The sequence below is a fragment of the Aquidulcibacter sp. genome, assembly GCF_044346625.1.
Taxonomy (GTDB): domain Bacteria; phylum Pseudomonadota; class Alphaproteobacteria; order Caulobacterales; family Aquidulcibacteraceae; genus Aquidulcibacter.
Map to the genome: position 1 here is coordinate 1 of NZ_JBIIYV010000004.1, position 24,244 is coordinate 24,244.

25 protein-coding genes are annotated in these 24,244 nt (G+C 56.0%); 13 read left to right on the forward strand and 12 right to left on the reverse strand.

Annotated elements, in window-relative coordinates:
- Window positions 1-44: 44 nt before the first annotated feature.
- The 7 genes from ACIQ20_RS02410 to tpiA form a co-directional block, all read right to left on the reverse strand.
- On the reverse strand, window positions 45-2,108 hold the full coding sequence (locus ACIQ20_RS02410; protein WP_395777069.1) for a prolyl oligopeptidase family serine peptidase: 2,064 nt from the start codon (window positions 2,106-2,108) through the stop codon (window positions 45-47).
- 132 nt (window positions 2,109-2,240) lie between these two features.
- Window positions 2,241-2,423, reverse strand: coding sequence for a 50S ribosomal protein L32 (rpmF, locus tag ACIQ20_RS02415; RefSeq protein ID WP_085340090.1), 183 nt, complete (start codon window positions 2,421-2,423; stop codon window positions 2,241-2,243).
- Between the two features lie 129 nt (window positions 2,424-2,552).
- Window positions 2,553-3,353, reverse strand: coding sequence for a hypothetical protein (locus ACIQ20_RS02420; RefSeq protein ID WP_395777072.1), 801 nt, complete (start codon window positions 3,351-3,353; stop codon window positions 2,553-2,555).
- Window positions 3,354-3,501: 148 nt separating this feature from the next.
- Window positions 3,502-5,139, reverse strand: coding sequence for a CTP synthase (locus ACIQ20_RS02425; RefSeq protein ID WP_395777074.1), 1,638 nt, complete (start codon window positions 5,137-5,139; stop codon window positions 3,502-3,504).
- A 72-nt stretch (window positions 5,140-5,211) separates the two neighbouring features.
- Window positions 5,212-5,670 carry a preprotein translocase subunit SecG gene (secG, locus tag ACIQ20_RS02430; protein ID WP_395777076.1) on the reverse strand — a complete coding sequence of 153 codons (459 nt, stop codon included), beginning with the start codon at window positions 5,668-5,670 and terminating at the stop codon, window positions 5,212-5,214.
- Window positions 5,671-5,749: 79 nt separating this feature from the next.
- Entirely contained in the window at window positions 5,750-6,730 is a 981-nt protein-coding gene (locus ACIQ20_RS02435) for a hypothetical protein (protein ID WP_395777078.1), read from the reverse strand.
- A 71-nt stretch (window positions 6,731-6,801) separates the two neighbouring features.
- Complete coding sequence (tpiA, locus tag ACIQ20_RS02440) at window positions 6,802-7,572, reverse strand: triose-phosphate isomerase (RefSeq protein ID WP_395777212.1); 771 nt, start codon at window positions 7,570-7,572, stop codon at window positions 6,802-6,804.
- Window positions 7,573-7,743: 171 nt separating this feature from the next.
- Between tpiA and ACIQ20_RS02445 the strand changes: the two genes are divergently transcribed.
- Genes ACIQ20_RS02445 through trpC form a run of 5 tightly spaced genes read left to right on the forward strand, consistent with a single transcriptional unit; the run spans window position 7,744 to window position 13,632 of the window.
- A complete protein-coding gene (locus tag ACIQ20_RS02445; RefSeq protein WP_395777080.1) occupies window positions 7,744-9,672 on the forward strand; it encodes a SurA N-terminal domain-containing protein in 1,929 nt (642 codons plus the stop codon).
- A 6-nt stretch (window positions 9,673-9,678) separates the two neighbouring features.
- The gene (gene trpE / locus ACIQ20_RS02450; protein WP_395777082.1) at window positions 9,679-11,241 is read left to right on the forward strand and encodes an anthranilate synthase component I; all 1,563 of its coding nucleotides are present in this window, start codon (window positions 9,679-9,681) and stop codon (window positions 11,239-11,241) included.
- Window positions 11,238-11,822 carry an anthranilate synthase component II gene (locus ACIQ20_RS02455; protein ID WP_395777084.1) on the forward strand — a complete coding sequence of 195 codons (585 nt, stop codon included), beginning with the start codon at window positions 11,238-11,240 and terminating at the stop codon, window positions 11,820-11,822. Before trpE ends, ACIQ20_RS02455 begins: the two co-directional genes overlap by 4 nt.
- The gene (trpD, locus tag ACIQ20_RS02460; RefSeq protein ID WP_395777086.1) at window positions 11,819-12,844 is read left to right on the forward strand and encodes an anthranilate phosphoribosyltransferase; all 1,026 of its coding nucleotides are present in this window, start codon (window positions 11,819-11,821) and stop codon (window positions 12,842-12,844) included. Before ACIQ20_RS02455 ends, trpD begins: the two co-directional genes overlap by 4 nt.
- Window positions 12,841-13,632, forward strand: coding sequence for an indole-3-glycerol phosphate synthase TrpC (trpC, locus tag ACIQ20_RS02465; RefSeq protein WP_395777088.1), 792 nt, complete (start codon window positions 12,841-12,843; stop codon window positions 13,630-13,632). The genes trpD and trpC overlap by 4 nt, the downstream gene beginning before the upstream one ends.
- Before the next feature lie 868 nt (window positions 13,633-14,500).
- Here the strand turns inward: trpC and ACIQ20_RS02470 are convergent.
- Window positions 14,501-14,950 (reverse strand): GNAT family N-acetyltransferase, encoded by a 450-nt coding sequence (locus tag ACIQ20_RS02470; RefSeq protein WP_395777090.1) that lies wholly within the window; start codon window positions 14,948-14,950, stop codon window positions 14,501-14,503.
- Window positions 14,951-15,030: 80 nt separating this feature from the next.
- Between ACIQ20_RS02470 and ACIQ20_RS02475 the strand changes: the two genes are divergently transcribed.
- On the forward strand, window positions 15,031-15,480 hold the full coding sequence (locus ACIQ20_RS02475) for a MaoC family dehydratase (RefSeq protein ID WP_346381847.1): 450 nt from the start codon (window positions 15,031-15,033) through the stop codon (window positions 15,478-15,480).
- A 112-nt stretch (window positions 15,481-15,592) separates the two neighbouring features.
- Window positions 15,593-16,060 carry a RidA family protein gene (locus tag ACIQ20_RS02480; protein ID WP_395777093.1) on the forward strand — a complete coding sequence of 156 codons (468 nt, stop codon included), beginning with the start codon at window positions 15,593-15,595 and terminating at the stop codon, window positions 16,058-16,060.
- Between the two features lie 24 nt (window positions 16,061-16,084).
- Here the strand turns inward: ACIQ20_RS02480 and ACIQ20_RS02485 are convergent, their stop codons facing one another.
- Complete coding sequence (locus ACIQ20_RS02485; RefSeq protein ID WP_395777095.1) at window positions 16,085-16,555, reverse strand: DUF2721 domain-containing protein; 471 nt, start codon at window positions 16,553-16,555, stop codon at window positions 16,085-16,087.
- A 104-nt stretch (window positions 16,556-16,659) separates the two neighbouring features.
- Here ACIQ20_RS02485 and ACIQ20_RS02490 point away from each other — a divergent pair, with 104 nt between their 5' ends.
- The 5 genes from ACIQ20_RS02490 to ACIQ20_RS02510 all read left to right on the forward strand — a co-directional run bounded on the left by ACIQ20_RS02490 (window position 16,660) and on the right by ACIQ20_RS02510 (window position 20,341).
- The gene (locus tag ACIQ20_RS02490; RefSeq protein WP_395777097.1) at window positions 16,660-17,865 is read left to right on the forward strand and encodes a GNAT family N-acetyltransferase; all 1,206 of its coding nucleotides are present in this window, start codon (window positions 16,660-16,662) and stop codon (window positions 17,863-17,865) included.
- An 87-nt stretch (window positions 17,866-17,952) separates the two neighbouring features.
- Window positions 17,953-18,153 carry a YdeI/OmpD-associated family protein gene (locus ACIQ20_RS02495; protein WP_395777099.1) on the forward strand — a complete coding sequence of 67 codons (201 nt, stop codon included), beginning with the start codon at window positions 17,953-17,955 and terminating at the stop codon, window positions 18,151-18,153.
- A gap of 80 nt (window positions 18,154-18,233) precedes the next feature.
- A complete protein-coding gene (locus ACIQ20_RS02500) occupies window positions 18,234-18,665 on the forward strand; it encodes an HIT family protein (protein WP_395777101.1) in 432 nt (143 codons plus the stop codon).
- 11 nt (window positions 18,666-18,676) lie between these two features.
- Entirely contained in the window at window positions 18,677-19,381 is a 705-nt protein-coding gene (locus ACIQ20_RS02505) for a hypothetical protein (protein WP_395777103.1), read from the forward strand.
- A gap of 99 nt (window positions 19,382-19,480) precedes the next feature.
- Complete coding sequence (locus ACIQ20_RS02510; protein WP_395777105.1) at window positions 19,481-20,341, forward strand: hypothetical protein; 861 nt, start codon at window positions 19,481-19,483, stop codon at window positions 20,339-20,341.
- A 10-nt stretch (window positions 20,342-20,351) separates the two neighbouring features.
- On the opposite strand, the gene clpA is transcribed toward ACIQ20_RS02510, so the two are convergent.
- From clpA to ACIQ20_RS02525, 3 genes are all read right to left on the reverse strand, one after another.
- Window positions 20,352-22,697 carry an ATP-dependent Clp protease ATP-binding subunit ClpA gene (gene clpA, locus ACIQ20_RS02515; RefSeq protein ID WP_395777107.1) on the reverse strand — a complete coding sequence of 782 codons (2,346 nt, stop codon included), beginning with the start codon at window positions 22,695-22,697 and terminating at the stop codon, window positions 20,352-20,354.
- Between the two features lie 3 nt (window positions 22,698-22,700).
- The gene (gene clpS, locus ACIQ20_RS02520; RefSeq protein ID WP_346381923.1) at window positions 22,701-23,042 is read right to left on the reverse strand and encodes an ATP-dependent Clp protease adapter ClpS; all 342 of its coding nucleotides are present in this window, start codon (window positions 23,040-23,042) and stop codon (window positions 22,701-22,703) included.
- Between the two features lie 245 nt (window positions 23,043-23,287).
- Window positions 23,288-23,704, reverse strand: coding sequence for a phasin family protein (locus ACIQ20_RS02525; RefSeq protein WP_395777109.1), 417 nt, complete (start codon window positions 23,702-23,704; stop codon window positions 23,288-23,290).
- 31 nt (window positions 23,705-23,735) lie between these two features.
- Between ACIQ20_RS02525 and ACIQ20_RS02530 the strand changes: the two genes are divergently transcribed.
- Window positions 23,736-24,110 (forward strand): hypothetical protein, encoded by a 375-nt coding sequence (locus ACIQ20_RS02530; RefSeq protein WP_395777111.1) that lies wholly within the window; start codon window positions 23,736-23,738, stop codon window positions 24,108-24,110.
- Window positions 24,111-24,244 lie beyond the last annotated feature (134 nt).

Genomic DNA, 24,244 nt, shown 5'->3' on the forward strand with positions numbered 1-24,244 from the left:
CTGCGCTACCGCTTCGGCGGGGATGACACGATGAAAGCTCCCCCCTACTCCGCCTTCTTAGAATGGCTATCGTACCAGCCAATGGTACTCAAGATTGCCGCCAGCCACTGGCTGGGACGACCAAAGCCGTGGCCTGCATCCGGCAGGCGCACCAAGGCGCTTTCGACGCCTTGTAATTGGAGGGATTGGAAATATTGCTCGCTGTCACTCATCGGCGTGCGGTAGTCGCTTTCGCCAGTAATGATGATCGTAGGGGTACGAACTTTACCGACCAGCGACAAAGGCGAGCGGGCCCAGTATTTTTCTGGCTCTTCCCAAGGCTTCTTTTCAAACCAATAGCTGGTGACAACCGCGCCAATATCGCTGGTCAAAGCTTCTGAAGTCCAGTTGATCACCGGGCGCTTAACGGAAGCTGCGGCAAAACGGTTGGTCTTGCCAATAGCCCAAGAAGACAAGACGCCACCGCCGGATCCACCGCCAATATAGAGGCGGTTGGTATCTATAAAGCCGCGCGCGATGACGGCATCAACACTGCTCATCAGATCATCATGGTCCTGACAAGGGTAACAGAGGTTGATCAGGTTCGCGAACTCTTCGCCATAACCAATCGAGCCACGTGGATTGGTGAAAATGGTCACATAGCCAGCTGCTGCATAGAGATGATGGGTAATCGAAAACATCGGGCCGTAATCGGTATGAGGCCCGCCATGAATATCCATGGCAAGGGGGTATTTCTTGCTGGGGTCGAAATTAGGTGGATAGAGGATCCAGCCATGCACTTTGCGCCCATCTGCAGATGACGGCGTCCAAATTTCTTCCAGCTTGCCAATAGATTTCCCTGCCCGCCAAGCCGCATTCATATCCCACAGGATGGTCTCTTTGCCTTGCGACCAGAGCGCCAAATTGGCGGGGCGGTCGGCTTCCACGCTCGGATAAACTGTCTTGGTGCCATCGGTGGAATAGCTGCCACCCGAAGACGGCAGAAGAAGACGTGTATTGCCGACTTCAGGCGTGGCGACACTGACGGCACCCTCTAAAGGCGCAAAGCCAACGCGGCTGATGCCGACATCCTGATAAATGAAATTCACGCCACGCCCATCCTTGCGCCAGCTAATCTGGCTCGCAGGGCGGTCGAGCTTCAAGGTCAGATTGCGCGATTGGGCAACAGGACCCGTGGCAGGAAGGGTGGCTGCAAAGACATCCGTGCGCTGAAAGGAGGTCTGCCGATTGCGCCAGCCGACATAGGCCAAAGTTTTGCCATCTGGGCTTATGGCTGGACTGTTTTCAAATCCGTCATCGGTTGTTAATTGGCGCGGTATACCGCCGCCGGCTGCGGGCCAGGCATAAAGGTCAGACTGGACAGGCTTTAAATGCGCATCTGGGGCGGGGTTCCCGCTGACGACCACGAATTGCCCATCCGGGGTCCAAGCGGGCTGGCCATCTTCGCGGCCCCAATCACCACTGCCACTGGTAACTTGGGTAACGGCCCCAGTCGCCACTTCGAGGGCAAAGACCTGATAGTTACCCGGCGTCAGCCAGCCTTCTGGATCGGTGCGGTACGGAAAGGTGCGCACCACACGCGCAGGGGCCGCCCAAGTCGCGCCTTCGGGCTTCTCAGGAAGCTTGTAGATCGCCTCAGGCTTTTCCTCGACCAGATTTACAAAGGCGATTCTTTTGCCGTCTGGCGACCAAGACAAAGCGCTGGGTGAAAATTTCAGTGTGGTGAGTGGCTTGGCGATGCCATACTTCAAATCGAGCGCAAAGATTTGCGACTTAGTGCCGTCCTTGCCAACGAAGGCAAGTGCACTGCCGTCGGGCGACCAGCGTACGGTGGATGGAGCGCGATCCGCCCCAACCAAGAGACGTCGTACATCGGATGCACCGCTTCCGGGCACGGGAACGAGCCAAAGGTCGGTCTGCACACGGTCGGTCTGAATATCGCGGGTTTGGCGCAAAACAGCGACCTGTTTGCCATCAGGCGACAATTGCGGGTGAATCGGCTGCTCAAGCCGGTAAAGGTCAAGCGCTTCAACCGGCTTTGGCGCTTCCGCCCACGCGGGGCCTGCCAACACGAGCGCTAGCCCAATCAATCCAGAATAAACCCGCATGACATCCCCCGCCGAAAACTACCTAGCCGCAGATGTAACAAGAGATGCAGGGAAGTCGAGCGGGCTGAAGCCGTAAACGAAAAAAGCCCCGCCAGTTGGCAGGGCTTTTCCACAAGAAAAGAACGGAAAGACTTAGTCTTCCTTAGGGGTCAGAACCTGACGGCCACGATACATGCCGGTCTTCAGGTCGATATGGTGTGGACGACGCAGTTCGCCCGAATCCTTGTCTTCGACATAGGAGTTCACGCCCAACGCATCGTGCGAACGACGCATACCGCGGCGAGAAGGAGTAGTTTTGCGCTTAGGCACTGCCATGATGCAGGTTCCATTTCAAAAGATAAGGCGGCCCCGGTAAGAGCCGCCAGTAAAACTGAAGCGCGTATCTACGCGCGCTCTTCCCCAATTGCAAGACACTAGGTCAGTGGGAAAAGAACTTAATCTAGGTCACTGCGCTTGGGGTAAGGACGGCACTTCCCACGTGGTTGATTCCTCTGGCGGCCGAACACGGGGATGGAGAAACCAGATCGTGCTAAGTGCGCCACAGGTTAAAGTAATTATGATACTGGAACAGGCGTCAATGATGGTTTCTAAGTGAGGCAAGATGGTCTGGAACAGCGTATAACTTTCGCCGATCATTTCCATCCCGGATTGTAAGAGGGAGACAGGGTATAAGGCGACGAACAGTAAGGCAGTGGATAACCAAAGACGCCATTCTCGACGCGCCACACCCTTATACGAACGAGATAGATTCACCTTGCTATCGACTAAAATCTGAACTGCGAAGCAGAAAGTGTAGTTCACATAAGCGATAAAAGCTGCGAAAGCAGTCAGCCAGATTATGGCTTTCAGGGCTGGATGCTCTACCGAATCATTGCCCATATTCAGGATTAAAAACCCCAGATAGGCTGGAAGGTTAATCGCGATAATCCCAAAAGCCGCAAGCGCTCGCGTCCGCCAACTTGTCTCCACGCCCGCTGACTTGAGAAAAACTATTGTTATCGCAACGAAGAAAGAAGCACCGACAAGGGTCTCGAGGATGTCCTTCAGATCGAACTCCCCGATACGCGGCAAAGAAACGGGCAATTGGATCGCCATCACGCCTTCAAGCGGTGCCACCACTAGATAGAAAACGACCGTTATCAGCGCCAGTGGCACCAAAACCGACCGATGGCTCACGATCAGCCGCAAAGCCGCCCGAAGGCCCCACTCATGATCTGCCAATGGTTCAATCTTATTCGCAGACATCAAAAACCTCGCATTAATCGCGCAATCATAAGTCTATATTGGGCGATGTAAAGCGAAATCGGACTTGCCGGAAACGCCTAGGGCGCAGAATCCTGATGCACCAACACTTCTGTGTGAGCGCGAGAATGCCAAATGGCGGACGGCAGACCTAAACCAACCGGTTCTGAACCAAAGCGGCGCGCACAAAGTCCGCAAACAAAGGATGGGGTTCGAATGGACGGGACTTGAGTTCGGGGTGATATTGCACGCCGACAAACCAAGGATGGTCGGCTCGCTCAACAATCTCCGGCAACACGCCATCGGGTGAAACCCCGGAGAAAATGAGCCCCTGAGCTTCAAGTGTGGCTCTATAGTCCATATTGACTTCATAGCGGTGCCGGTGACGCTCTTGAATGCTCAAAGCTCCGCCATAAGCACGCGAGACGACGGAATCGGGCTTCAATACGGCGGGATAGGCACCCAGACGCATGGTGCCGCCTAGATCGGTCTCTTCACCGCGCAATTGGCGCTCATTGCCTTTTACCCATTCGGTCATCAATCCGACCACAGGCTCAGCGGTGGGACCAAACTCGGTCGATGAGGCACCCGAAATGCCAGCCAGATTACGAGCAGCCTCTACGCAAGCCATCTGCATCCCGAAGCAAATGCCAAAGAAGGGGATCTGGCGTTCGCGGGCAAACTGGACCGCCTTGATCTTGCCTTCAGCGCCGGAATCGCCAAAGGCACCCGGGACCAGAATCGCATCCACGCCTTCAAGCTCTGCTGTCAGCAACTCTTGGTCGGCGTCAAAAGCGCGCGCATCAACCCAGTTGATATTGACCTTTACATCATTGGCGAGACCGCCGTGATGCAGGGCCTCGATCAAAGACTTATAGGCGTCCTTCATGGCGGTATATTTGCCAACCACAGCGATGGTCACATCGCCATCTGGCGCACGCAGGCGCTTAGAAATCGCTTCCCACTTCGACAAATCAGGCTCGGGCGCGTCCAAAATCCCGAAACGTCGCAAAACCTCGCGGTCTAAGCCCTCGGCATGATAATCCATCGGCACTTCGTAAATGTGCGCGGAATCAAGAGCCTGAATCACGGCACTGGCGCGCACATTGGTGAAGAGTGCGATCTTGCGCTTTTCATCTTCTGGAATCGGGCGGTCGGCTCGACAAATCAGGATGTCGGGCTGAATGCCGATCGAGCGCAATTCCTTCACGCTGTGCTGGGTTGGCTTGGTTTTCATTTCGCCAGCCGTGTGAATATAGGGCAGTAGCGTGAGGTGAATATATACCGCCTGCTGAGGATCTAATTGCTGGCCAAGTTGACGGATGGCTTCAAAAAACGGCAACCCCTCAATGTCGCCAACCGTGCCGCCAATTTCACACAAGACAAAGTCTGCGTCGCCTGCATCGGACAAGACAAAGTCTTTGATCGCATTGGTGACGTGGGGAATGACTTGGATGGTCGCCCCCAAGAACTCACCCTTGCGCTCTTTGGCGATGATTTCCTGATAGATGCGCCCAGTCGTGATATTGTCAGCTTTGGCAGCAGAAACGCCGGTAAAGCGTTCATAATGGCCCAAATCCAAGTCTGTCTCTGCGCCGTCATCGGTCACAAAGACTTCGCCGTGTTGATACGGGCTCATCGTGCCGGGATCGACATTGAGATAAGGATCGAGTTTACGCAGCCTCACTTTATAGCCACGAGCTTGCAGCAGCGCGCCTAACGCGGCTGATGCAATGCCTTTTCCGAGCGAGGAAACCACGCCCCCAGTGATGAACACATATCGGGTCATGGGAGGTCGTTCTAAGCCGCAACGCCTGCAAAAGGGAAGAGGCGCAACTGGAAAGAAATGGGGGTTAGCCGCTTATTTTTTTTCTGCCGGTGCTGGCTCGGTGGCAGGTGCCACTGGTGTAGCCGGGAATAAGGGCGCTGGCTGGGGTGCAGATGGTGCGGACGCAGGAATGCCGCCAGCCGGCGCTGCAGGAACAGGCGCGATGGCATTAGTCGGTGCCGCTGGTACAGACAGATCAATGCCCTTTGTCGGAATACCGTCCTTGGTGCGGCCATCTTGCATCAAGGAATCTGCAGGCTTAGTCGCGGATTTGTTCATAATAGTCAAAGTGACGCTGGTTACCAAAAACGCCGCACCCAACAAAGTCGTCGTGCGCGTCATAAAGTTCGCGGCTGAACGCCCTGACATCATGGAGGAAGGACCCCCGCCCATTCCCAAGGCCCCGCCGCCTTCCGAACGCTGCAGCAAAATGGCACCGATCAGCGCCAAACAAATCAGCAGGTGGAGAATGAGAATAGCTTGGATGAACATGAAACGGGCCTAAAGGTGACTGGATGGGGCGCAAAACCCTGCGCTTAGGGCTGCTATGTCGCTCTTTCGAGGCCGAACTTCAAGAGACCAACGACAGCGCCAACTCATGGCGGCGTTTCGCGCGCTCTTTCGCCTTGTCCAACCGACCTCGAACCTTGTCCAAAGTCGCCTCCAATTCCGCCTTAAAGGCCTCTCCGCCCTCAACTGCATAAGCGACGTAGAGCGCCAGCGCGAGTTGACGGGTTAGATTGGCATTTTCGACTCGCTCTGGCCCTGGTGCGCTGGTGCGCGCAGCAACATTTTCGAGCACCATGGCAATCTCTTGCACTTCATCAATATCAAGACGCTTAGCAGCACGGACAAGTTCGGCAGAACTTTCCAGCAAATCAACGACAAAACCTGCGTTTGCATCCCCTCGCCCTTGAGCTTGGATGATAACTTCGGCCGCCATGGCAATCCGACGGGCAAGCTTTGCCAACCGATCTTGGTCGACCTTACGGCGCGCAGTAGCCAAGATCTCCGATTGGGTCACCGGATCATAATTGCTCATCAAGACGCGGTCGCGCAGCGTGTTTGGCGGGTCAAACGTCTCCGGTGCCATTTGATTCCCAGAAGAGCGACCGCGATCAGGCCCGACATAATCAGAGGTCACAACAAATTGTTTGCGCCCCGAAATGATGGCCCGGACCCGCTCTAGCGCTTGAATTTGAGAAAATGGCCGTAGAAGCACATCATCGCAGCCAACATTCATCAAATCGGCGACTAAATCAGTTGAGCCAGCCCAAAGCGTCGCAATAACAGGAATGAAGGGATTTACGCCCAACTCGCCAAGGCGCTGAGCACGCAACAGCTCTACCACATCGCTATGATATTCAGTTGCCTCAATGACCAAAAGAGAAATGTCGACGTCGCGCAAACGGCGGGTCAATTCGCGCAGCGAGGTCATCCCCTCGATGCGGCGGAACCCAATCCCATGCAAAACTGAACGTGTCATCAGCATGTTGCCGCGCACAGGATCATAAATCAGCACGGTCGCCGCTGAGAGTCTTTGCTTGTCCAAAGGACTTTCACCCCTTCATCCGGATATAACCTTTGACACAGGGTTGTTGCTAAGTGGTTACGATGATTGCTTCATTCTTGAATCGCGTGCAAAATTTTCAAAAATCCAGCCGCAGTGAGGCTCGCGCCACCTATCAAAGCGCCATCAACATGGGCGAGGTGCAGCAAGTCGCTGGCGTTCTGCCCATTGACCGAGCCGCCATAAAGTAGCGGGATGCTTGCCCCCAAAGCCCCAAAGCGACCAACGAGTGTCTTCTGAATCGCACCATGCATAGCCAAGACATCAGCAGCACTAGGGACCAAGCCAGTCCCAATTGCCCAGACGGGCTCATAGGCAATAACAAGCCCACCTTCTGGGAAACTCTCTGGCACTGAACCTTCCACTTGGGCCAAAACCACGGATTCGGCTTGGCCTACTTCGCGTTCGACACGGGTTTCGCCGACGCAAATAATGGGAATTAAGCCAGCCTCCAACGCGGCGTGGGCTTTGGCCCGGACGTGCTCGCTGGTCTCACCATGGTCAGCGCGGCGCTCCGAATGGCCAACAATGACAAAATGCCCGCCTGCATCCTTGATCATGGCTGCAGAGATATCGCCAGTATGGGCACCAGAGACTTTTGCATGGCAATCTTGCGCTCCGGTCAAAAGCCCCGTGCCTGCGGTCATTTCACTTAATTGCGATAACAACGTGGCTGGCGGGCAAATGGCCAATTGGATTGCTTGACTCTGAGCAGCCTTAGCAGAAGCGGCAATCAGGCCCGCCTCTTCTAGATCTGCCTTAACCCCATTCATTTTCCAGTTTCCGACCAATAGTTTTGCCACAGTTCTCTCCATCATAGGCAAGGGTAGACGCCATCTTTCAGGTGTCATTTCTGGTCTGGCATAGGCAGGTGATTCAAACTTTGCAAATCACCGGATAGAGACCTGCAGTCCAAGGCCCGCGCTGTGCAGGCCTTGCCTTGCCCCCTCTCCCAACGATCCTTATGCTAAGGTAAGTTTTCATCAGGATCTTCCATGCTCACCGCGTTTCGAAAATTTGCCCGTTCATGGGTCTCCGGTATCATCATTGGCCTTTTGGTAATCTCGTTCGGGATTTGGGGGGTCAATGACATCTTCACCGGGGGCAGTCCGGATGCGGTTGCCAAGGTGGCTGGCAAGTCGATCACGCAGGACGAGTACCGCAAAGAGTTTGATCGCCTGTTGAAGCGCGCACAAGTTGATGCGAAGCGCGATATCTCAACCGAAGAGGCGCGCGCCCAAGGTCTTGATAGCGCAGTACTGGAGCAAATGGTCGCAAGCCGTGCTTTCGCAGCGATGACCGACGGCCTTGGCATTAAGGCGGCGAACGCGGTGGTTCAGGCGGAGATTGCAAAAATCCCTGCCTTCCAAGACCAAATCACCCGCCGCTTTAGCCAAGATACCTATCAGATGGCCTTGCGCGATAATGGCTTTACCCCCGTTGAGTTCGAAAGCAGCGTGCGTTCCGACTTGACCCGTCAAGGTCTGACTTTGGCCGTTAGCTCTGGTTTCCGCGCGCCTCGCGTCTTTGCCAGCCAAACATTGGCCTATGGCACAGAACGCAGGATGGTGACTATTATTCCAGTTCCTGCTGGCTTTGTCGGTGGTCCGCGCCAACCAAATGACGCTCAATTGAAAGCGCTCTATGATGAGAGCCGGACCCAATTGATGCGCCCCGAAACGCGCACACTGACGATGGTTGTCGCAAGTCTTGCTGACTTCGAAACCAAAGTGAAGGTTGATGAAGCCCAAGCCCAAGAGATTTTTGGCCGCAACAAGGAACGTCTTTCAACGCCAGCCAAGCGCGGTTTGGTTCAATTGGTTGCCTCTGATCGTGCGAAGGCCGATCAAGCTGCCGCGCGCTTGCGTGCTGGTGAAGACCCGGCAGCCATTGCAAAATCACTCGGTCTGTCCTCACCAGTCGTGTTGTCAAACGTGACCATTGGCGGCATTCCCGATCAAAATGTGGCCAAAGCCGCCTTCGATATGAAGCAGGGCGACGTGCAAGTTGTGGCAGCCAAGCTGCAACCCTTCGCAGCGTTCAAGGTCACCGAGGCTGTGGCAGCCAAAGAGGCTAAGTTTGAAGATTCTGCGGTCGAAATCCGCACGCAGCTACGCCAAACCGCCGCTGGCGAACTTCTGACCGATGCGACCGAGGCTTATGATAAGGCGATCACGGAAGGGGCAACGCTCGAAGCCGCCGCCGCTAAAGCAGGCTTCCAACTGGTCCAGATCAAAGACGTGATGGCGGATGGTAATCTGGCCGCTACCGGACAGCCTGCCCTTGAATTCGTGGAAGCGCCGACGGTCCTGAAAGATGCATTTGCAGGCGGCAAAGGCGACACGTCGGACTTGGCCCCGGTTCCCGGTGATCGTTATGTCGCGGTCCGTATTGATGCGATTAATGTTGCCGCACCGCCGCCATTCGCCGCAATCCGCAACGAATTGACGACCGAGTGGATTCGTCGCGATATTCGTGCCCGAGCAGAAGCCAAAGCCAAGGAAATTTTGGCCGATGCTAAGAAGACCAGCATGGAAGCTGCGGCTGCGAAATATAAATTGCCCGTCGCCAAACAGACCCAACCGCTATTGCGCGGCCAAGGTGGCCAAGAATTAAGCCAAGCTGTGTTTGCCGCGAAGAAAGGTGAACTCGTCCTAGCGCCAACAGCCAATGGAGTTGAGTACACCGTTGTGCGGATCGACGACATCTTGAAGGACGATGAAGGCACGGTTCCTGATCGTTTGGTTCAGGCCGAGACTGCGGTGCGTGCCTCAGTTCAGCGCGACCTGATTGCGTCCTTAGAACGGGTTGCCCGGGATCGCGCAAAAGCCCAGCTCTTCACCAAAATGATGGGCCGCGCCTTGGGTGACACCGAAGAAACCGCCGCCGCCAGCAAAGCCGCAGTGCCGGCCAAACAGCCGTAGGCGAACGTGCTATCGATTGAACCTAGTTTTGAGCTGTTCGAAGCTTCCTATCTGCAAGGGCGCGGTACGCCTCTACGTGCCAAGCGGATCGATGATCTAGAGACACCTGTTTCGGCCATCGCCAAATTAGGCGCAGACCGACTGGGTTCCTGCTTGTTTGAGAGTGTGGAAGGCGGGGAGACACGGGGGCGCTATTCAATTGTCGCCTGTGACCCCGACCTCATCTATCGGGTCGATCAATCCGGTGCGGCCAAAGCTGTGATTGATGAAGCTGGCCAAGTCGGGGACTATGTCCCTTGTGGCGAAGAGCCTCTGGCGGCGTTGCGTACCTTGATCGCAGAAAGCGCCCTCGACTTCCCAACTGATTTGCCGCCACCTGCAGCAGGCCTTTTCGGCTACCTCGCCTATGAAACCGTGCGCCGGGTCGAGCGACTACCCGAGACAGCGCCTGACCCAATTGGTGTGCCCGAGGCGCTTCTAGTTCGCCCGCGCCTTGTGATCGTGTTTGACGGGGTAAAGCAGGAATTGCTTTTGGTGACGCCTGTGCGGCCCCGGGCGGGTGTCTCTGCCAGGGACGCCTATGAACAGGGCCGGACGCGCCTAGAACAAGCTTGGGCCACATTGGACGGCCCCTCGCCCTTACGCGTGCCTTCCTATGCCGCCAAGCCCAGCCCCTTAGGCGAAGCAATCCCGAACATGAGCCCTGAAGCCTATATGGCGAAGGTGGAGACGGCCAAGGACTACATTCGCGCCGGTGATATCTTCCAAGTGGTGCCGAGCCAGCGCTTTTCCGCCCCCTTCTCGGGTTCGGCGATTTCGCTCTACCGGTCTTTGCGGCGAACCAACCCATCGCCCTTCTTGTTTCTATTGCGGATGGACGGCTTTGATATTGTGGGCTCCAGCCCAGAAATCTTGGTCCGTTTGCGCGACGGCACGGTGACGATGCGCCCGATAGCTGGAACCAAACCGCGCGGGGCCACCCCTGCCCTCGATGAAGCTTTGGCGGAAGAGCTATTGAATGACCCCAAAGAGCGGGCCGAACATCTCATGCTGCTCGACCTCGGTCGCAATGATGTTGGTCGCGTCTCGCGCTCGAAACCCGGTGGCAATGATGGCCCTGTCGGTATTGGCCGTGGCGGGGTCCGCGTCACAGAGAGTTTCAAGGTCGAGCGTTATAGCCATGTCATGCACATTGTTTCCAATGTGGAAGGCAGCTTGAAGCCGGGCCTTGATGCCCTCGATGCTTTGCTCGCAGGCTTTCCAGCAGGCACGGTTTCTGGTGCCCCGAAAGTGCGGGCAATGGAGATCATTGCCGAGCTTGAGCCCCATGGTCGTGGCGTCTATGCGGGCGGCGTCGGCTATTTCTCCGCCGGTGGCGACATGGACTTGTGCATTGCGCTTCGAACGGGCGTTTTGAAAGACGGCGTTCTCCATGCTCAAGCCGGCGCTGGGGTTGTCCTCGACTCCATTCCGCTGAGTGAGCACAATGAGTGCGTCAATAAGGCGAAGGCCTTGCTGCGTGCTGCCGAAGATGCAGGTCGCTATGGCGAGAAGGATGCCCAAGCATGAAAATCCTGCTCATCGATAATTACGACAGCTTTACCTACAATCTCGTCCATTATGTCGAGGAATTGGGCGCAGAAACGCACGTGGTCCGTAATGACCGCATCAGCGTGGACGATGCGATCGCCCAAGCTGGGGACGGCATCATCATTTCGCCGGGTCCTTGCACCCCCAATGAAGCGGGCATTTGCCTCGACCTCGTCAAAGCCCTGCCCGACGACATTCCGCTTCTGGGCGTCTGCCTTGGACACCAAGCAATTGGTCAAGCTTATGGCGGTACCGTCTTGCGCGCCAAGACCATCATGCACGGCAAGACCTCCACCATCACGCACGCCAATACGGGTCTGTTTGAAGGCCTGCCCGAGCAGTTTGAGGTAACCCGCTATCACTCTTTATCAGTAGAGCGCGAAAGCCTACCCAATTCGTTGCGCGTTGATGCTTGGACCGCCGATGGCGAGATCATGGGCATGAGCCATGTGGCCAAGCCGATCTTTGGCGTGCAATTCCATCCTGAAAGCATCGCGTCAGAACACGGCCATGCGCTAATCCAGCGCTTCTTGCAATCAACCAAAGCCAGCCAGTCGTGAGTGAGGCGATCAAACCAGCTTTGGCGCTCTTGCGCGATGGCGACGCGCCCTCGCCTGCCATGCTCGACCAAGCCTTTGCCGCAATCTTGAGCGGAGAAGCGACCCAAGCCCAAATCGGGGCCTTCTTGATGGGCCTTGAGCGGCTGACTTTGACCAGCGACATGATCGCCTCAGGCGCGCAAGCGATGCGTGGGGCCATGACACGCGTCGACACTTCCCATGCTTGCGTAGATGTCTGCGGCACAGGTGGCGATGGCTCTCACACCCTTAACATCTCGACCGCCGTGTCCTTTGTTCTGGCGGGCTGCGGGCAGAAGGTTGCCAAGCATGGCAATCGCGCCATGAGCTCCAAATCAGGGGCAGCCGACGTCTTGGAGGCTTTGGGCGTCAAGCTGGAACTCTCGCCTGAGCAATGCGCCGCGGCCCTCGATGAGGTCGGCCTTGTGTTCCTCTTTGCCCAAGCCCATCACCCCGCCATGCGTCATGTTGGCCCTGCTCGGCGTGAACTGGGTTTCCGCACCATTTTCAATCTATTAGGCCCCCTTTCTAATCCAGCAGGCGCACAGCGCCAATTGGTGGGCGTCTTCGCCGATGACAAGCGCCGTCCGATGGCGCAAGCCCTGATGAGCCTTGGCTGTGAGAGCGCTTGGGTCGTCCATGGCCATGGCGGCTTGGATGAACTGTCGCTATCTGGCCCCACGCAAGTTACCGCTCTGAAGGACAAGACCCTGTCCGAGCTTGAGATCGGTCCAGGTGACCTCGGTCTCGCCACTGCGCCGCTTGAGGCCCTCAAGGGTGGCGATGCGGCGCACAATGCGTTGGCGCTGCGTGCGCTGTTGCAAGGCGAGACTGGCCCTTATCGCGATGTGGTGCTGCTGAATGCCGCAGCAGCGCTGGTGGCCACAGCAGCGGCGTCGGACCTCACAGAGGGCTTGGCGCACGCCAAAACTAGTCTCGACTCCCAAGCTGCGCTCACCAAGTTGGATCAGCTGATCGCCTTTACCAATCGGACGCCATCATGAGCGACACCCTCTCCAAAATCATCGCCTATAAACGCGACGAAGTGGCCGCCCGTAAGCCCCTCCAATCCATCGCGGCACTGGAGGCTTTAGCGTCCGAGCAAAGCGCGCCACGTGGCTTTACCGCCGCCCTCAAGAAGGCCGCTGAGACCCGCCCCGCCCTGATCGCCGAGATCAAAAAGGCCAGCCCGTCAAAGGGCCTGATCCGCGCCGATTTCGTACCTGCGCAATTGGCTCAAGCTTACGAGCAAGGCGGTGCGGCTTGCCTCTCCGTCCTCACCGATGCACCCAGCTTCCAAGGCCATGAGAGCTTTCTGGTCGCTGCGCGAGCCGCCACCAACCTGCCCTGCCTGCGCAAGGACTTCATGGTCGACACTTGGCAGATCGCCGAAAGCCGCGCTTATGGTGCCGACGCGATCCTTGTCATCATGGCCGCTCTGGACGATAAACGCGCCGCCGATCTGGTCGCCGCTGCCAAGCATTACGGCATGGATGCCCTGATCGAGACCCATGATGAAGCCGAAATGGAACGCGCCCTGAAGCTCGATGCGGAACTGATTGGCGTCAATAATCGCAACCTCAAGACCTTCGTTACAGACCTGTCCACCACCGCCCGCCTTTCGACCATGATCCCGCCTTCGCGGCTCCTTGTCGCCGAAAGCGGCATCAACACCCGCGCCGACATCGCGGAATTACAAGCGACCGGGGCCAAGGCGTTTCTGATCGGCGAAAGCCTGATGCGGCAGGATGATGTTGGCGCGGCGACGCGGGATATTTTGGCTGTCGGCTAAACTGCGCGCCACGAACCGCGCTTGTCATCCCCGCCGAAGCGAAGCGCAGAGCGGGGACCTCGATTAGTCATGCGCTCTCCCCTCGCCCCCCAAGCGGGAGAGGGGTCGGGGGTGAGGGGGTCTTTGCGCAAGGGCGCGCCTAAAGGACCGCGCAGCACTAGCTGCGCACGTCAACGCGTCCAGATGCGCAGCTAGTGCTGCGCACTCCATTTTGCTCTACCAACACCCATAGCCCCGCGCGGAAAACCACCGGGGGTGCACCTTGTTGCCCGAAAGCAGAGGGGCCGGGGCGCGTGGTGCGCGCCAAATAGGGGGTGGGCCAGATTAACGGACTGGCCCGGAAAACGACGCAAACCATGCGCCCCGGCTGAAATAAGTCTGTGTGCCCAAGGGAGGATCATGAGCCCTCCTCGGTGGTGACATTTCCCCCGCCTAGTACGTAAAGGCCTAAACACACTTGAGGCTACCCGAGAGGTTGGACCAAGCCTATTGAAAGACCTGACCTCCGGCTTCACACGGCAGTCGGGCTCGAGCACACCGGGCATAAGGACGAGCTAATCCTTATGAAAACACGAGGCAGCCACGTCCACCCCGATTAACCCCGCTTACCCATCCCCAACCGGTGTCGCCGCTGCAGCAACAACGCCCTCTCGTCGGAGATGGGACTAGGATATCCGGGGTTTGATGGGATGGGGATAAGTTTTTATTTGTCCCTGCTGAAGCACCCCTTCACTGCCTTCGGCAGAGCTTCCCCGTAAACGGGGAAGCGGCAACGGAAGCAGCTGGGGCGTAGCCGCTTCCCCACTTGTGGGGTGTCGGCGCATGCGCCGATGTGTCCCGGAGGGACTGAAGGGGTATCTTCCCCCCCTCACAACCCCTTATAAAACACGATCTTCGTCGGCTCTCCCGGTGTCACATCAAGGCCTGCGACCACAAAACCGGCTTTGAGATTGAGGATGGCCATGGCTTGGTTGGGTTGGCGGGTGGCGGTCTCTAATCCGCGAAAGCCTGCTTCCTTGGCCCAATCATGTTGGGCGGCCATCAAAGCTGCGGCGATGCCCTGCCCGCGGGCCTCTGGCGCGACGCCGCCCATCCAAGAGTTAAACACGCCGCGATTACGCTCATAGCCCAGCTTGAGGCCGATCAACTTGCCATCAAAGTTCAAAGCAACATGGGCGGAAAGGCTGCGCCGCCCTGCCAGTTTCTCAGCAAAGTTCGACCAGTCATCGGGCAGTACCACATCCAAGAAGGCCGCCAAATCATCTGCCTGCGCAATACAGCGTGGGCCATCCCAATGTTCAATCCTCTCGACTTGCATCAATTCAAATCCCCACCTCGACATGGCCCCACGAGCGCGTTAGACCTGCCCCCTAAAATCAATATGAGGGAGCCCTTAGCATGACCAAGACCACCACATTTGCCACGATTGCAGACCTTGCCGGCCAAGAAGTTGGCGCGTCAGACTGGCTGCTGATCGATCAAGACCGCGTCAATCTGTTTGCCGACGCAACTGGCGATCATCAATGGATCCATGTCGATGTGCCCCGCGCCACCGCCGAAATGGGTGGCCCGATTGCTCATGGATTTTTGACTCTGTCGTTGATTCCATTTTTGGGCAAAGACATCTTGAAAGTCGAAGGCGTCAGCCGCGGCATCAATTACGGCCTTAACAAAGTCCGCTTCACCAATATGGTCCGCGTTGGCTCGAAGGTCCGCGCCGTCCAAAAGCTGTTGAGCGTGGAGCCTAAGTCGGGCGGCTTGATGCTGACCAGCGAAGTGACGATTGAAATCGAAGGTGAAGCGCGCCCTGCATGCGTGGCTGAAACCGTCAGCATGTTATTCGCATAGAGCAAATCCCACTCTAACTTAAACAGATAGAGTGGGCTTTGCTCTAATTTTGATTTTGCGCGCAACTTTGATCCAAGTGGATCAAAACGCGCTCTTGTACAAAGGACTTACGATGTCTCGCATTGAAGCTCGCCTGCAGGAACTCGGCATCACATTGCCAAACCCACCTGCCCCGGTGGCCAGCTATGTGCCGTTCACCCGCGTGGGCGGCTTGGTTCATATCTCGGGCCAAGTCTCGCGCGCGGCCGATGGCGATCATTTGGGTCGGCTGGGCGGCGATCTGATCTTGGAGCAGGGTCAAGCTGCTGCCCGTGTCTGTGGCCTTAACTTGCTTGCGCAATTGAAGGCCGCCTGTGACGGTGACTTGGACCGGCTGGTTCAAGTCGTGAAGCTCAACGGCTTTGTGAATGTGACGCCAGACTTCAATCCCATCCCGCAAGTGATGAACGGCTGTTCGGACCTGATGGTTGAAGTCTTAGGTGACGCGGGCAAGCACGCCCGCTCTGCCGTAGGCGTTGCCAATCTGCCGATGGGCTTTGCCGTAGAAGTCGACGGCGTGTTCGAAATCGCCTCTGCCTAAGCCGATACTGGCCAGCAGCGTGCCTCAGTGATGGGGTGCCCTGCTGGCCAATAATTCTGCCCGCACCCGGAGGGACTTTCGGGCATAGGAAATCTCAATCAAGAATGAGATCAGCCCGCCAATAAGCGAGGCCATGGTGGCAATGAACAAAATTGCTACGACGCGCGACAGATCAATCGTGATCAGCTCCACCGAAAACAAAGCGACGATCAACAAGCAGACCAAGAGGATCGCCATTGTCGACAACATGATGGCATTATGAATCCAATTCATGCGCTGATCGAGAACCCTAAGCTCCGCAAGATGTCGATTGGTGTGCTGCCCCGAACCCATCGGTGAATCAAGGTCAAGTTCAATGGCGCGGCCTCGGTCAACCACGCGGGCCAAGCGCGACGTTAGGACGTTTAGCAAGGTCCCAATGCCTGCGATCAGGAAGACCGGCGCAATGGACAGTTGGATGATCTGAACTATGTCGTGGGAGGAAGCAAAAGGCATATGGTTAGTCTAGGCCTCAATCACCAAAAGTCGATGGTATTCGCTTGGATCACACAGCAATTGGCCTTTGCACCGCCATCTTCCTCGACTAGCTAAAGGTCATCATGACACAAGAGACTGAGTCCCCTAACAGCGAGCCGGAGTTTACGATCAAGATCGTGAATTCAATCGCAGACGTGGCGCGCGAGACTTGGGATGGTTTGGCCAATCCAGCGGGGGTTCCGTTTGACCCCTTCCTGTCTTGGGACTTTCTGCAAGCGTTGGAAGAAAGCGGCTGTGCCACCAGCTTTACCGGCTGGGGCGGGCGGCATTTATTGTGTTTAGATGGCGCGCAGAATGTAGTTGGCCTAGTACCGCTGTGGCTTAAATCGCATTCGCAAGGCGAATATATTTTCGACCATAATTTTGCCGACGCGTGGCAGCGCGCCGGCGGGCGCTGGTACCCCAAATTGACCAGTGCCGTGCCCTTTACCCCCGTTCCCGGCCGCAGGCTTCTGGTGAAGCCAGACGAAAATGCAGGCCTGATCCGGGTCGCCCTAATCTCTGCGCTTGAGCAAATTGGTGCCCAGAGTGGGCTTGCAACCGTGCAAGTGAATTTCGCCAAGGATGAAGACCTAGCCGCTTTGGACTCTTGCAAGTGGCTGTTGCGCGAAGATCGCCAGTTTCATTTCTTCAATCCGGGTTATCAGAGCTTTGATGATTTTCTCGCTGAGCTCTCTTCAGACAAACGCAAGAATTTGCGCAAGGAACGCGCTAAAGCCAAAGAAGGCATTGAGATTGTACGCCTTACTGGTTCAGAAATCTTGGAAGTGCATTGGGACCATTTCTTTGAGTGCTATCAGGATACCGGTGCGCGCAAATGGGGCACACCCTATCTGAACCGCCGTTTCTTCTCGCTGCTTGGCGAACGCATGGCAGATCGGCTGGTGCTGATACTGGCCAAGGAGGGTGACCGCTTTATCGCCTCAGCCCTCAACTTCTTGGGCTCGGATACGATTTTTGGCCGCTGGTGGGGACGCCTCGAGGACCGCCCCTTTCTCCATTTTGAGCTATGCTATTACCAAGCGATTGATGAGGCCATCGAACGCGGCCTCGCCCGGGTTGAGGCAGGCGCACAAGGTGGCCACAAACTGGCGCGCGGCTATGTGCCGGTCTCGACGTGGCAAGCGAGCTGGATTGCTGATCGTGGCCTGCGCTCGGCCATTGCGGACTATTTGAAGCATGAGCGCGCCTCGATTGCCGATGATACCCATTGGCTAAAAGAAAGAACGCCATTCCGGCACGTCGTTCAACAGGTGGACAGCCCCTAGGTTATACTTTTGTTTTGCTTTTAAAACGATCGACGCGTGTTAGCTTTACTTACTTTTGATAAAACATAACAAAGATCGCGAGCAAAAATGGGAGAATGTCACCAAGATTTCGAAACGGCGCTTGCCGGCGATGAGCTGGCTCGGCAGACGTTTAGCTGGCTTGCCCCCAGCCACCGCCATGACTTTGTTAGTTGGATTGATGCCGCCGCGGCAGAGCGCGATCGGCTTAGTCGCATTCAGGCAGCGGTTGATATCTTGGCCGGGCGAGAAGTCGTTCGCCGAAACTAGATTTTGAACGGCCCAATCGCGATGGACCCATTTCGGATTTGATTGGAATCACGCGAAGGGTTTAGGGAAAGGTCATTCCCATGCATCTGTCGACACCCTATGATCCCCAAAACATCTTTGCGAAGATTTTGCGCGGCGAAATGCCCTGCTTGAAAGTCTATGAGGATGAGGTTTGTCTGGCCTTTCTCGACATTTTCCCGCAAGGCCCGGGCCACACGTTGGTGGTCCCCAAAGTCGCCGCAACCAATCTGTTGACCCTGCCAACTGATGCACTTGGGCCCTATATGGCGAGCGTGCAGAAAGTCGCGCGGGCGGTCCAGAAAGCCTTTCAAGCCGAAGGCCTGACCGTACTTCAATTTAATGGGGCCGCGGGTGGGCAGACCGTTTTTCACCTACATTTCCACCTGATACCCAGGCGAGAAGGGGTTGGCCTCATCGGGCATGGGCAGGCTGGCAAAGCGTCTGAAGAAGACCTCATCTCGCATCAGGCAGCCATCCTAGCGGCCTTTTAGGTCCCTGCTCGATGCCTTACCGCACCATTGACGCTGATCTTGTTCTACAGACGCTTGAAAAATTAAGTCTGCGCATTGGGGAGCGTTTTCCCAAAGCAGGCCTCGGAAGCGTTTGTGCCGAGCTTGCGCTCTTAGCGACCGATACCCAAAACCGCGTCACAGAGCTTGCTAAGCCAAGGATTTGGATCAGGGCCGGCGTTGGCTTGGTTTTGGCGGCGGGCGCAGGTCTTGCTGCTTACGGCATCCACACCATCGGCTTTAAGTCGGGCGAGACCGAGATGCTGTCCCTCGTCTCGGCGCTTGAATCAGCGGTCAACCTTTTGCTGGTGGTTGGTGCGGGGGTATTCTCACTGACCAGCCTTGAAGCACGGCTAAAGCGCCACACAGCCATGGGCGCGCTGCATGAGTTGCGCTCCATCATCCATGTCATCGACATGCACCAGTTGACCAAAGACCCCGTCATGTTTGGGGCCAAGCGCACCAAAGCAAGCCCCGATCACAAGCTCTCGCCGTTCGAACTCGTGCGTTATCTTGATTATTGTTCTGAGATGTTATCGCTTTCTGGCAAGCTCGCCGCACTCTATGCGCAAGACTTCAATGACCCTGATGTGATCGAGGCAGCTTCAGACATTGAGCAATTGGCAACCAATCTATCGCAAAAAGTCTGGCAAAAGATCACGATTGTCCAAGCGAGCGGTAATGCCATGTCGGCCTAACAGCGCTTGGATTGAGCCTCGCCCCACCTATTACCAACCGCATTTAGGTAATTGTAACGACACCCGTGCCATAGAGCACCGGTCGCAGGAGTGTTAGTTATGGCGAATTGGGTAAGTCGTGCGTTGGCTGACATAGAATCACAGACAGACAATGCGTCTGGCGTTGCAGCGCTTCGGGCTGCCATGATGAAGGACGGTGTGATCCAGCAGGCCGAAGCGCAGACCTTAATCGCCATCCACCGCTCTGGCAGGCGCCCTTCAGGCGATGCAGGTTGGGCAGACCTCTTTGTTGAAGCGATGACCGACTATTACGCTTTGACGCGTGAAGTGCCGCATTACCGCGAAGAAGAGCTCAATCCAAATTGGTGTCACGCCATCAAGCGCACGCTCGACGCTTTGGCATTTGATACGCTACCTGATGTTGCCGCAGGGCCGACCTATAACGAACGCCTTGCCGCTTTGGGCGTGTCGGAGGAAGATGCCCAAGTATTGATCGATGCCTTTGTGGCCGATGGCATGGTGTTGGACGCTACGGAAATGCGGGTACTTTCCGCCTTGTTTGCCCGCGCCAATGTCTATCCAGCAAACCTGCGCACCTTCGCTTGGCAAACCGTGCAAGCCAGCGTCTTGGCAGACAAGACCATCCAAGCCCATGAGGTCAATCTGATCCGGTCTATGGTGATGGGCCCCGCCAGCCAGTCTGGCATCGCGGTGGACCGCGTTGAGGCAGACATGTTGTGCGCGCTCGACCAAGCCGTCGCCGACAGCCAAAAGGACCCGAGTTGGGCAACCTTATTTGCACAGGGAATTGGCAACCATCTCTTGTTCGCAAGTGGCACCCCAGGACGCGTCGACGGACAAGAGCGCCTTTGGCTTAATGAGAAGCTAGGCCACGGACCAACGGCCGCAACAAAGGCTTTAGAAGCCTTCCTTGCGGCCGAAGTCGGTTCACACGCCTAACGCCAGCGCCTTAGTTGCCTGAATCGGCATCCTCAGCTTCGGGCTGAGCTGCACCCTTTTTGCCGGGCTTGGGCAGTGCTGGTTCGAAGAAGAAGGTGAGTTGTTCTGCCTGCTCGCTATCCACGTCGACGCGGACAAGGCCACCCTTCTTCAACTTGCCAAACAGCAATTCGTCCGCCAGCGGCTTCTTGATATGCTCTTGGATCAAGCGACCCAGCGGACGCGCGCCCATGGCGGGATCATAGCCGCGGACGGCGAGCCAACTGCGGGCTGCATCGGTCAATTCAATCTCAACTTGACGATCCGCCAATTGTGCTTCCAATTGTAGGACGAACTTATCGACCACATTGGCAACAATCTCTGGCGTCAGAGCTTTGAAGTGAATGACAGCGTCGAGCCGGTTGCGGAATTCAGGCGTGAACAAGCGTTTGATCGCTTCGCTCTCTTCATCATCCTTCTTCCCGCGCCCAAAGCCAATGCCATCCTTAGCCGCATCAGACGCACCCGCATTGGTTGTCATGATCACAACCACATTGCGGAAGTCGACCTTCTTGCCATTGGCATCGGTCAGCGAGCCGTGATCCATGACCTGCAACAAGATGTTGTAGAGGTCTGGGTGAGCTTTTTCGATTTCATCCAACAACAAGACGCAATGGGGATGCTGGTCGATGCCGTCGGTCAAAAGACCGCCTTGGTCAAAGCCAACATAGCCTGGAGGCGCGCCAATCAAACGGCTAACAGAGTGACGTTCCATATATTCGGACATGTCAAACCGCAGCATTTCGACGCCCATCGTATTGGCCAATTGCTTAGCCGCCTCTGTTTTACCAACCCCGGTCGGGCCAGAGAACAGATAAGAGCCGATAGGCTTGTTGGGATCACGCAGACCTGCACGGGCTAGCTTGATCGACGCCGCCAAAGCCGTCAAAGCTGCATCCTGACCAAACACGACCCGACGCAAATCAGTTTCCAAAGTGCGTAGCGCTTCAGTGTCAGACTTGGTGACAGATTTGGATGGAATGCGGGCAATTTTGGCAACAACCGCCTCGATCTCCTTGACGCCAATTGTCTTTTTCCGTTTGCTTTCAGGCAGCAACATTTGGCTTGCGCCGGTTTCATCGATCACATCAATCGCTTTGTCCGGCAATTTGCGATCGCCAATATATTTGGCCGACAATTCCACAGCGGCTTTGATCGCTTCGGCGGTGTAGCGCACTTTGTGATGTTCTTCATAAGCCGACTTCAGACCCAAAAGGATTTTCACGGTGTCCGGGATCGAAGGCTCAACCACGTCAATCTTTTGGAAGCGACGCACCAGAGCGCGATCTTTTTCAAAATGCTGACGATACTCCTTATAGGTCGTCGAACCCATACAGCGCATGGTGCCGGACTGAAGCGCGGGCTTTAGAAGGTTTGAAGCATCCATCGCCCCACCACTAGTAGCACCTGCCCCGATGACCGTGTGGATTTCGTCGATGAAGAGGATGGCGTTGGGATGGGCTTCCAATTCCTTCACCACTTGCTTCAAGCGCTCCTCAAAGTCACCGCGATAGCGTGTGCCAGCCAGAAGCGCGCCCATGTCGAGCGAGAAGATTGTGGATTCTAAAAGAATATCTGGCACATCGCCTTCAACGATGCGACGGGCCAAGCCTTCAGCAATCGCGGTTTTGCCCACGCCAGGATCGCCAACCAACAGCGGATTGTTCTTCTGACGGCGGCACAAGATTTGGATAGCGCGCTCAACTTCGTCGACGCGACCAATCAAGGGATCGACCCGCCCTTTGCGCGACTTTTCATTAAGATCGACGCAATAGGTGGCCAAGGCCTCACCGGTGCTGGGCTTTTCCTTTGTGGTCGCGCTCTCTTCTTGGCGCTCTTCAGAAGCCCCTTTGACGCGCTTCTGCTCCGTCATGCCGGGGCGCTTGGCCACGCCATGGGAGATGAAGTTCACCGCATCATAGCGGGTCATGTCCTGTTCTTGCAGGAAGTAAGCCGCATGGCTCTCCCGCTCCGAGAACAAGGCAACCAACACATTGGCCCCGGTTACTTCCGTACGACCTGAACTTTCGACATGGATGACTGCGCGCTGGATAACGCGTTGGAAGCCAGCCGTCGGCCGCGCTTCGCTTTCACCCGAGACGATCAGATTCTTAAGTTCGCCATCGATATAGCCGTTCAAATCTGTTTTGAGCCGATCTAGATCGACATTACAGGCCTTTAGCACATGGGCTGCGTCTTCATCCTCGATCAAGGCGACCAGCAAATGTTCGAGGGTTGCATATTCATGCTTATGCTCATTAGCGAAAGCGATAGCACGGTGGAGCGATTGTTCTAGGCCGCGGGAGAATGAGGGCACGTTCTACTCCTTTTCCATGGTACATTGCAGGGGATGCTGATTGCGCCGCGCCAAATCTAGGACTTGGGCTACTTTGGTCTCAGCAACTTCGTAGGAATAAATGCCGCACACACCGACCCCCGATTGATGCACATGCAACATGATACGTGTCGCACTCTCACGGGTTTTGTTGAAGAAGCGCTCTAAAACATAAACCACAAACTCCATCGGCGTGTAGTCATCATTCAAAACCAACACCCGATAGAGGGAAGGCTTTTTAGTCTTTGGTTTCGCACGCGCAACAACGGCCGTACTGCGTCCGCCACCAGGGATGTCCCCATCGGTGCCAAAACCATCATCGTCCATATCGTTACCGCGTTCGTCGCTCATCTGATCTACCATTTCATGACGTCTGCGCTTGCAGACACTATGCTTGGGCTTCTTCGGGAAACTCAATCACTCTTTATAGATAAGTGCTTCGCGACGTTCTGGAAGCCTAAAACATGTGCAAGGGCTGGATAAGATCGCAGCAGCCCTTGGCTCCCGGGCATTAAGGCACAAAAAAGGGCCCGAGGCATGCTCGGACCCCTTTAATTCTGGAGGCTATCCGCTTAGCGGGCAGATTGAATCGAAGACCACGCTGCGCTGGTGCGCTCGCTGATTGGCTTGACCGACTCTTTCATCGCACCCAACATCACGTCAGACACTTTGGTGAATTCTGCAAAATAGGTGCTCATTGCTGATTTTGCGTAATCAGCTTGAATTTCAACGGCTTCTTGCAACGACTTTACGCCGCCCAACGACTTTGCTGTTTCGGTCGCAAGTGCGGCAGAAGACTGCAGATAGGCCATAGAGATTTCAGACGCTTGCTTCATGCCTTCAGCGGCAATCTTTGCCGAAGTGGTCATAGCTTCCATATTTGCCTTGGCGTGCACTGCGGCATCGCCAAAGCTGGCTTGCAGCTTTTCGTAACCGGCTTGGAAAGCTTCGGCAGTTGGGGTGATCACGGATTCGATCTTGTCGGACATGGTCAGTCTCTCCTCTTGGATGGGTTCGGGGATGCTTACAGTTTCTGAAATTACAGATGGGGAGGTTTCAGCCACCGCTGGTTTGGACACGCTAGGCCTCGCAGCACGTTTCTTTGTGGTCGTCATCGTGACTCTCCGCGATAAGAATGACAGTGCAAATGAGGCCAACTTCTTAGCTCCTCACCGCTCTATCTCGCATTTGCAGCATGCACCTTCGCACTTGCAGCGTCAAGCGTTTCTTGAGCAGATTGCATGGTTTTTGCGCAAATTCTTCGCAATTAAAGCCGTCGATCGGCTGTTTGCGCCCAAGCCAAATGTCGACGGGAAACCTGCAATCTTTGTTCCCCGTGGGGACGTGCTAGGAGCCTCAGAAGCTAGGATGACACGTTCGTGTGGGAGAGTTTAATTGACATAGATCAAAAGAATGCTCAAAAAAGCGGCGGCTTTCAATGTGCCCGCCCCAAAACGTAGTCCAGCCTTGCGTTGGTCTGCTGCGTTAAGCCTAAGTAAACCATAAGGTTCCTAGGCTAGCTTCATGTG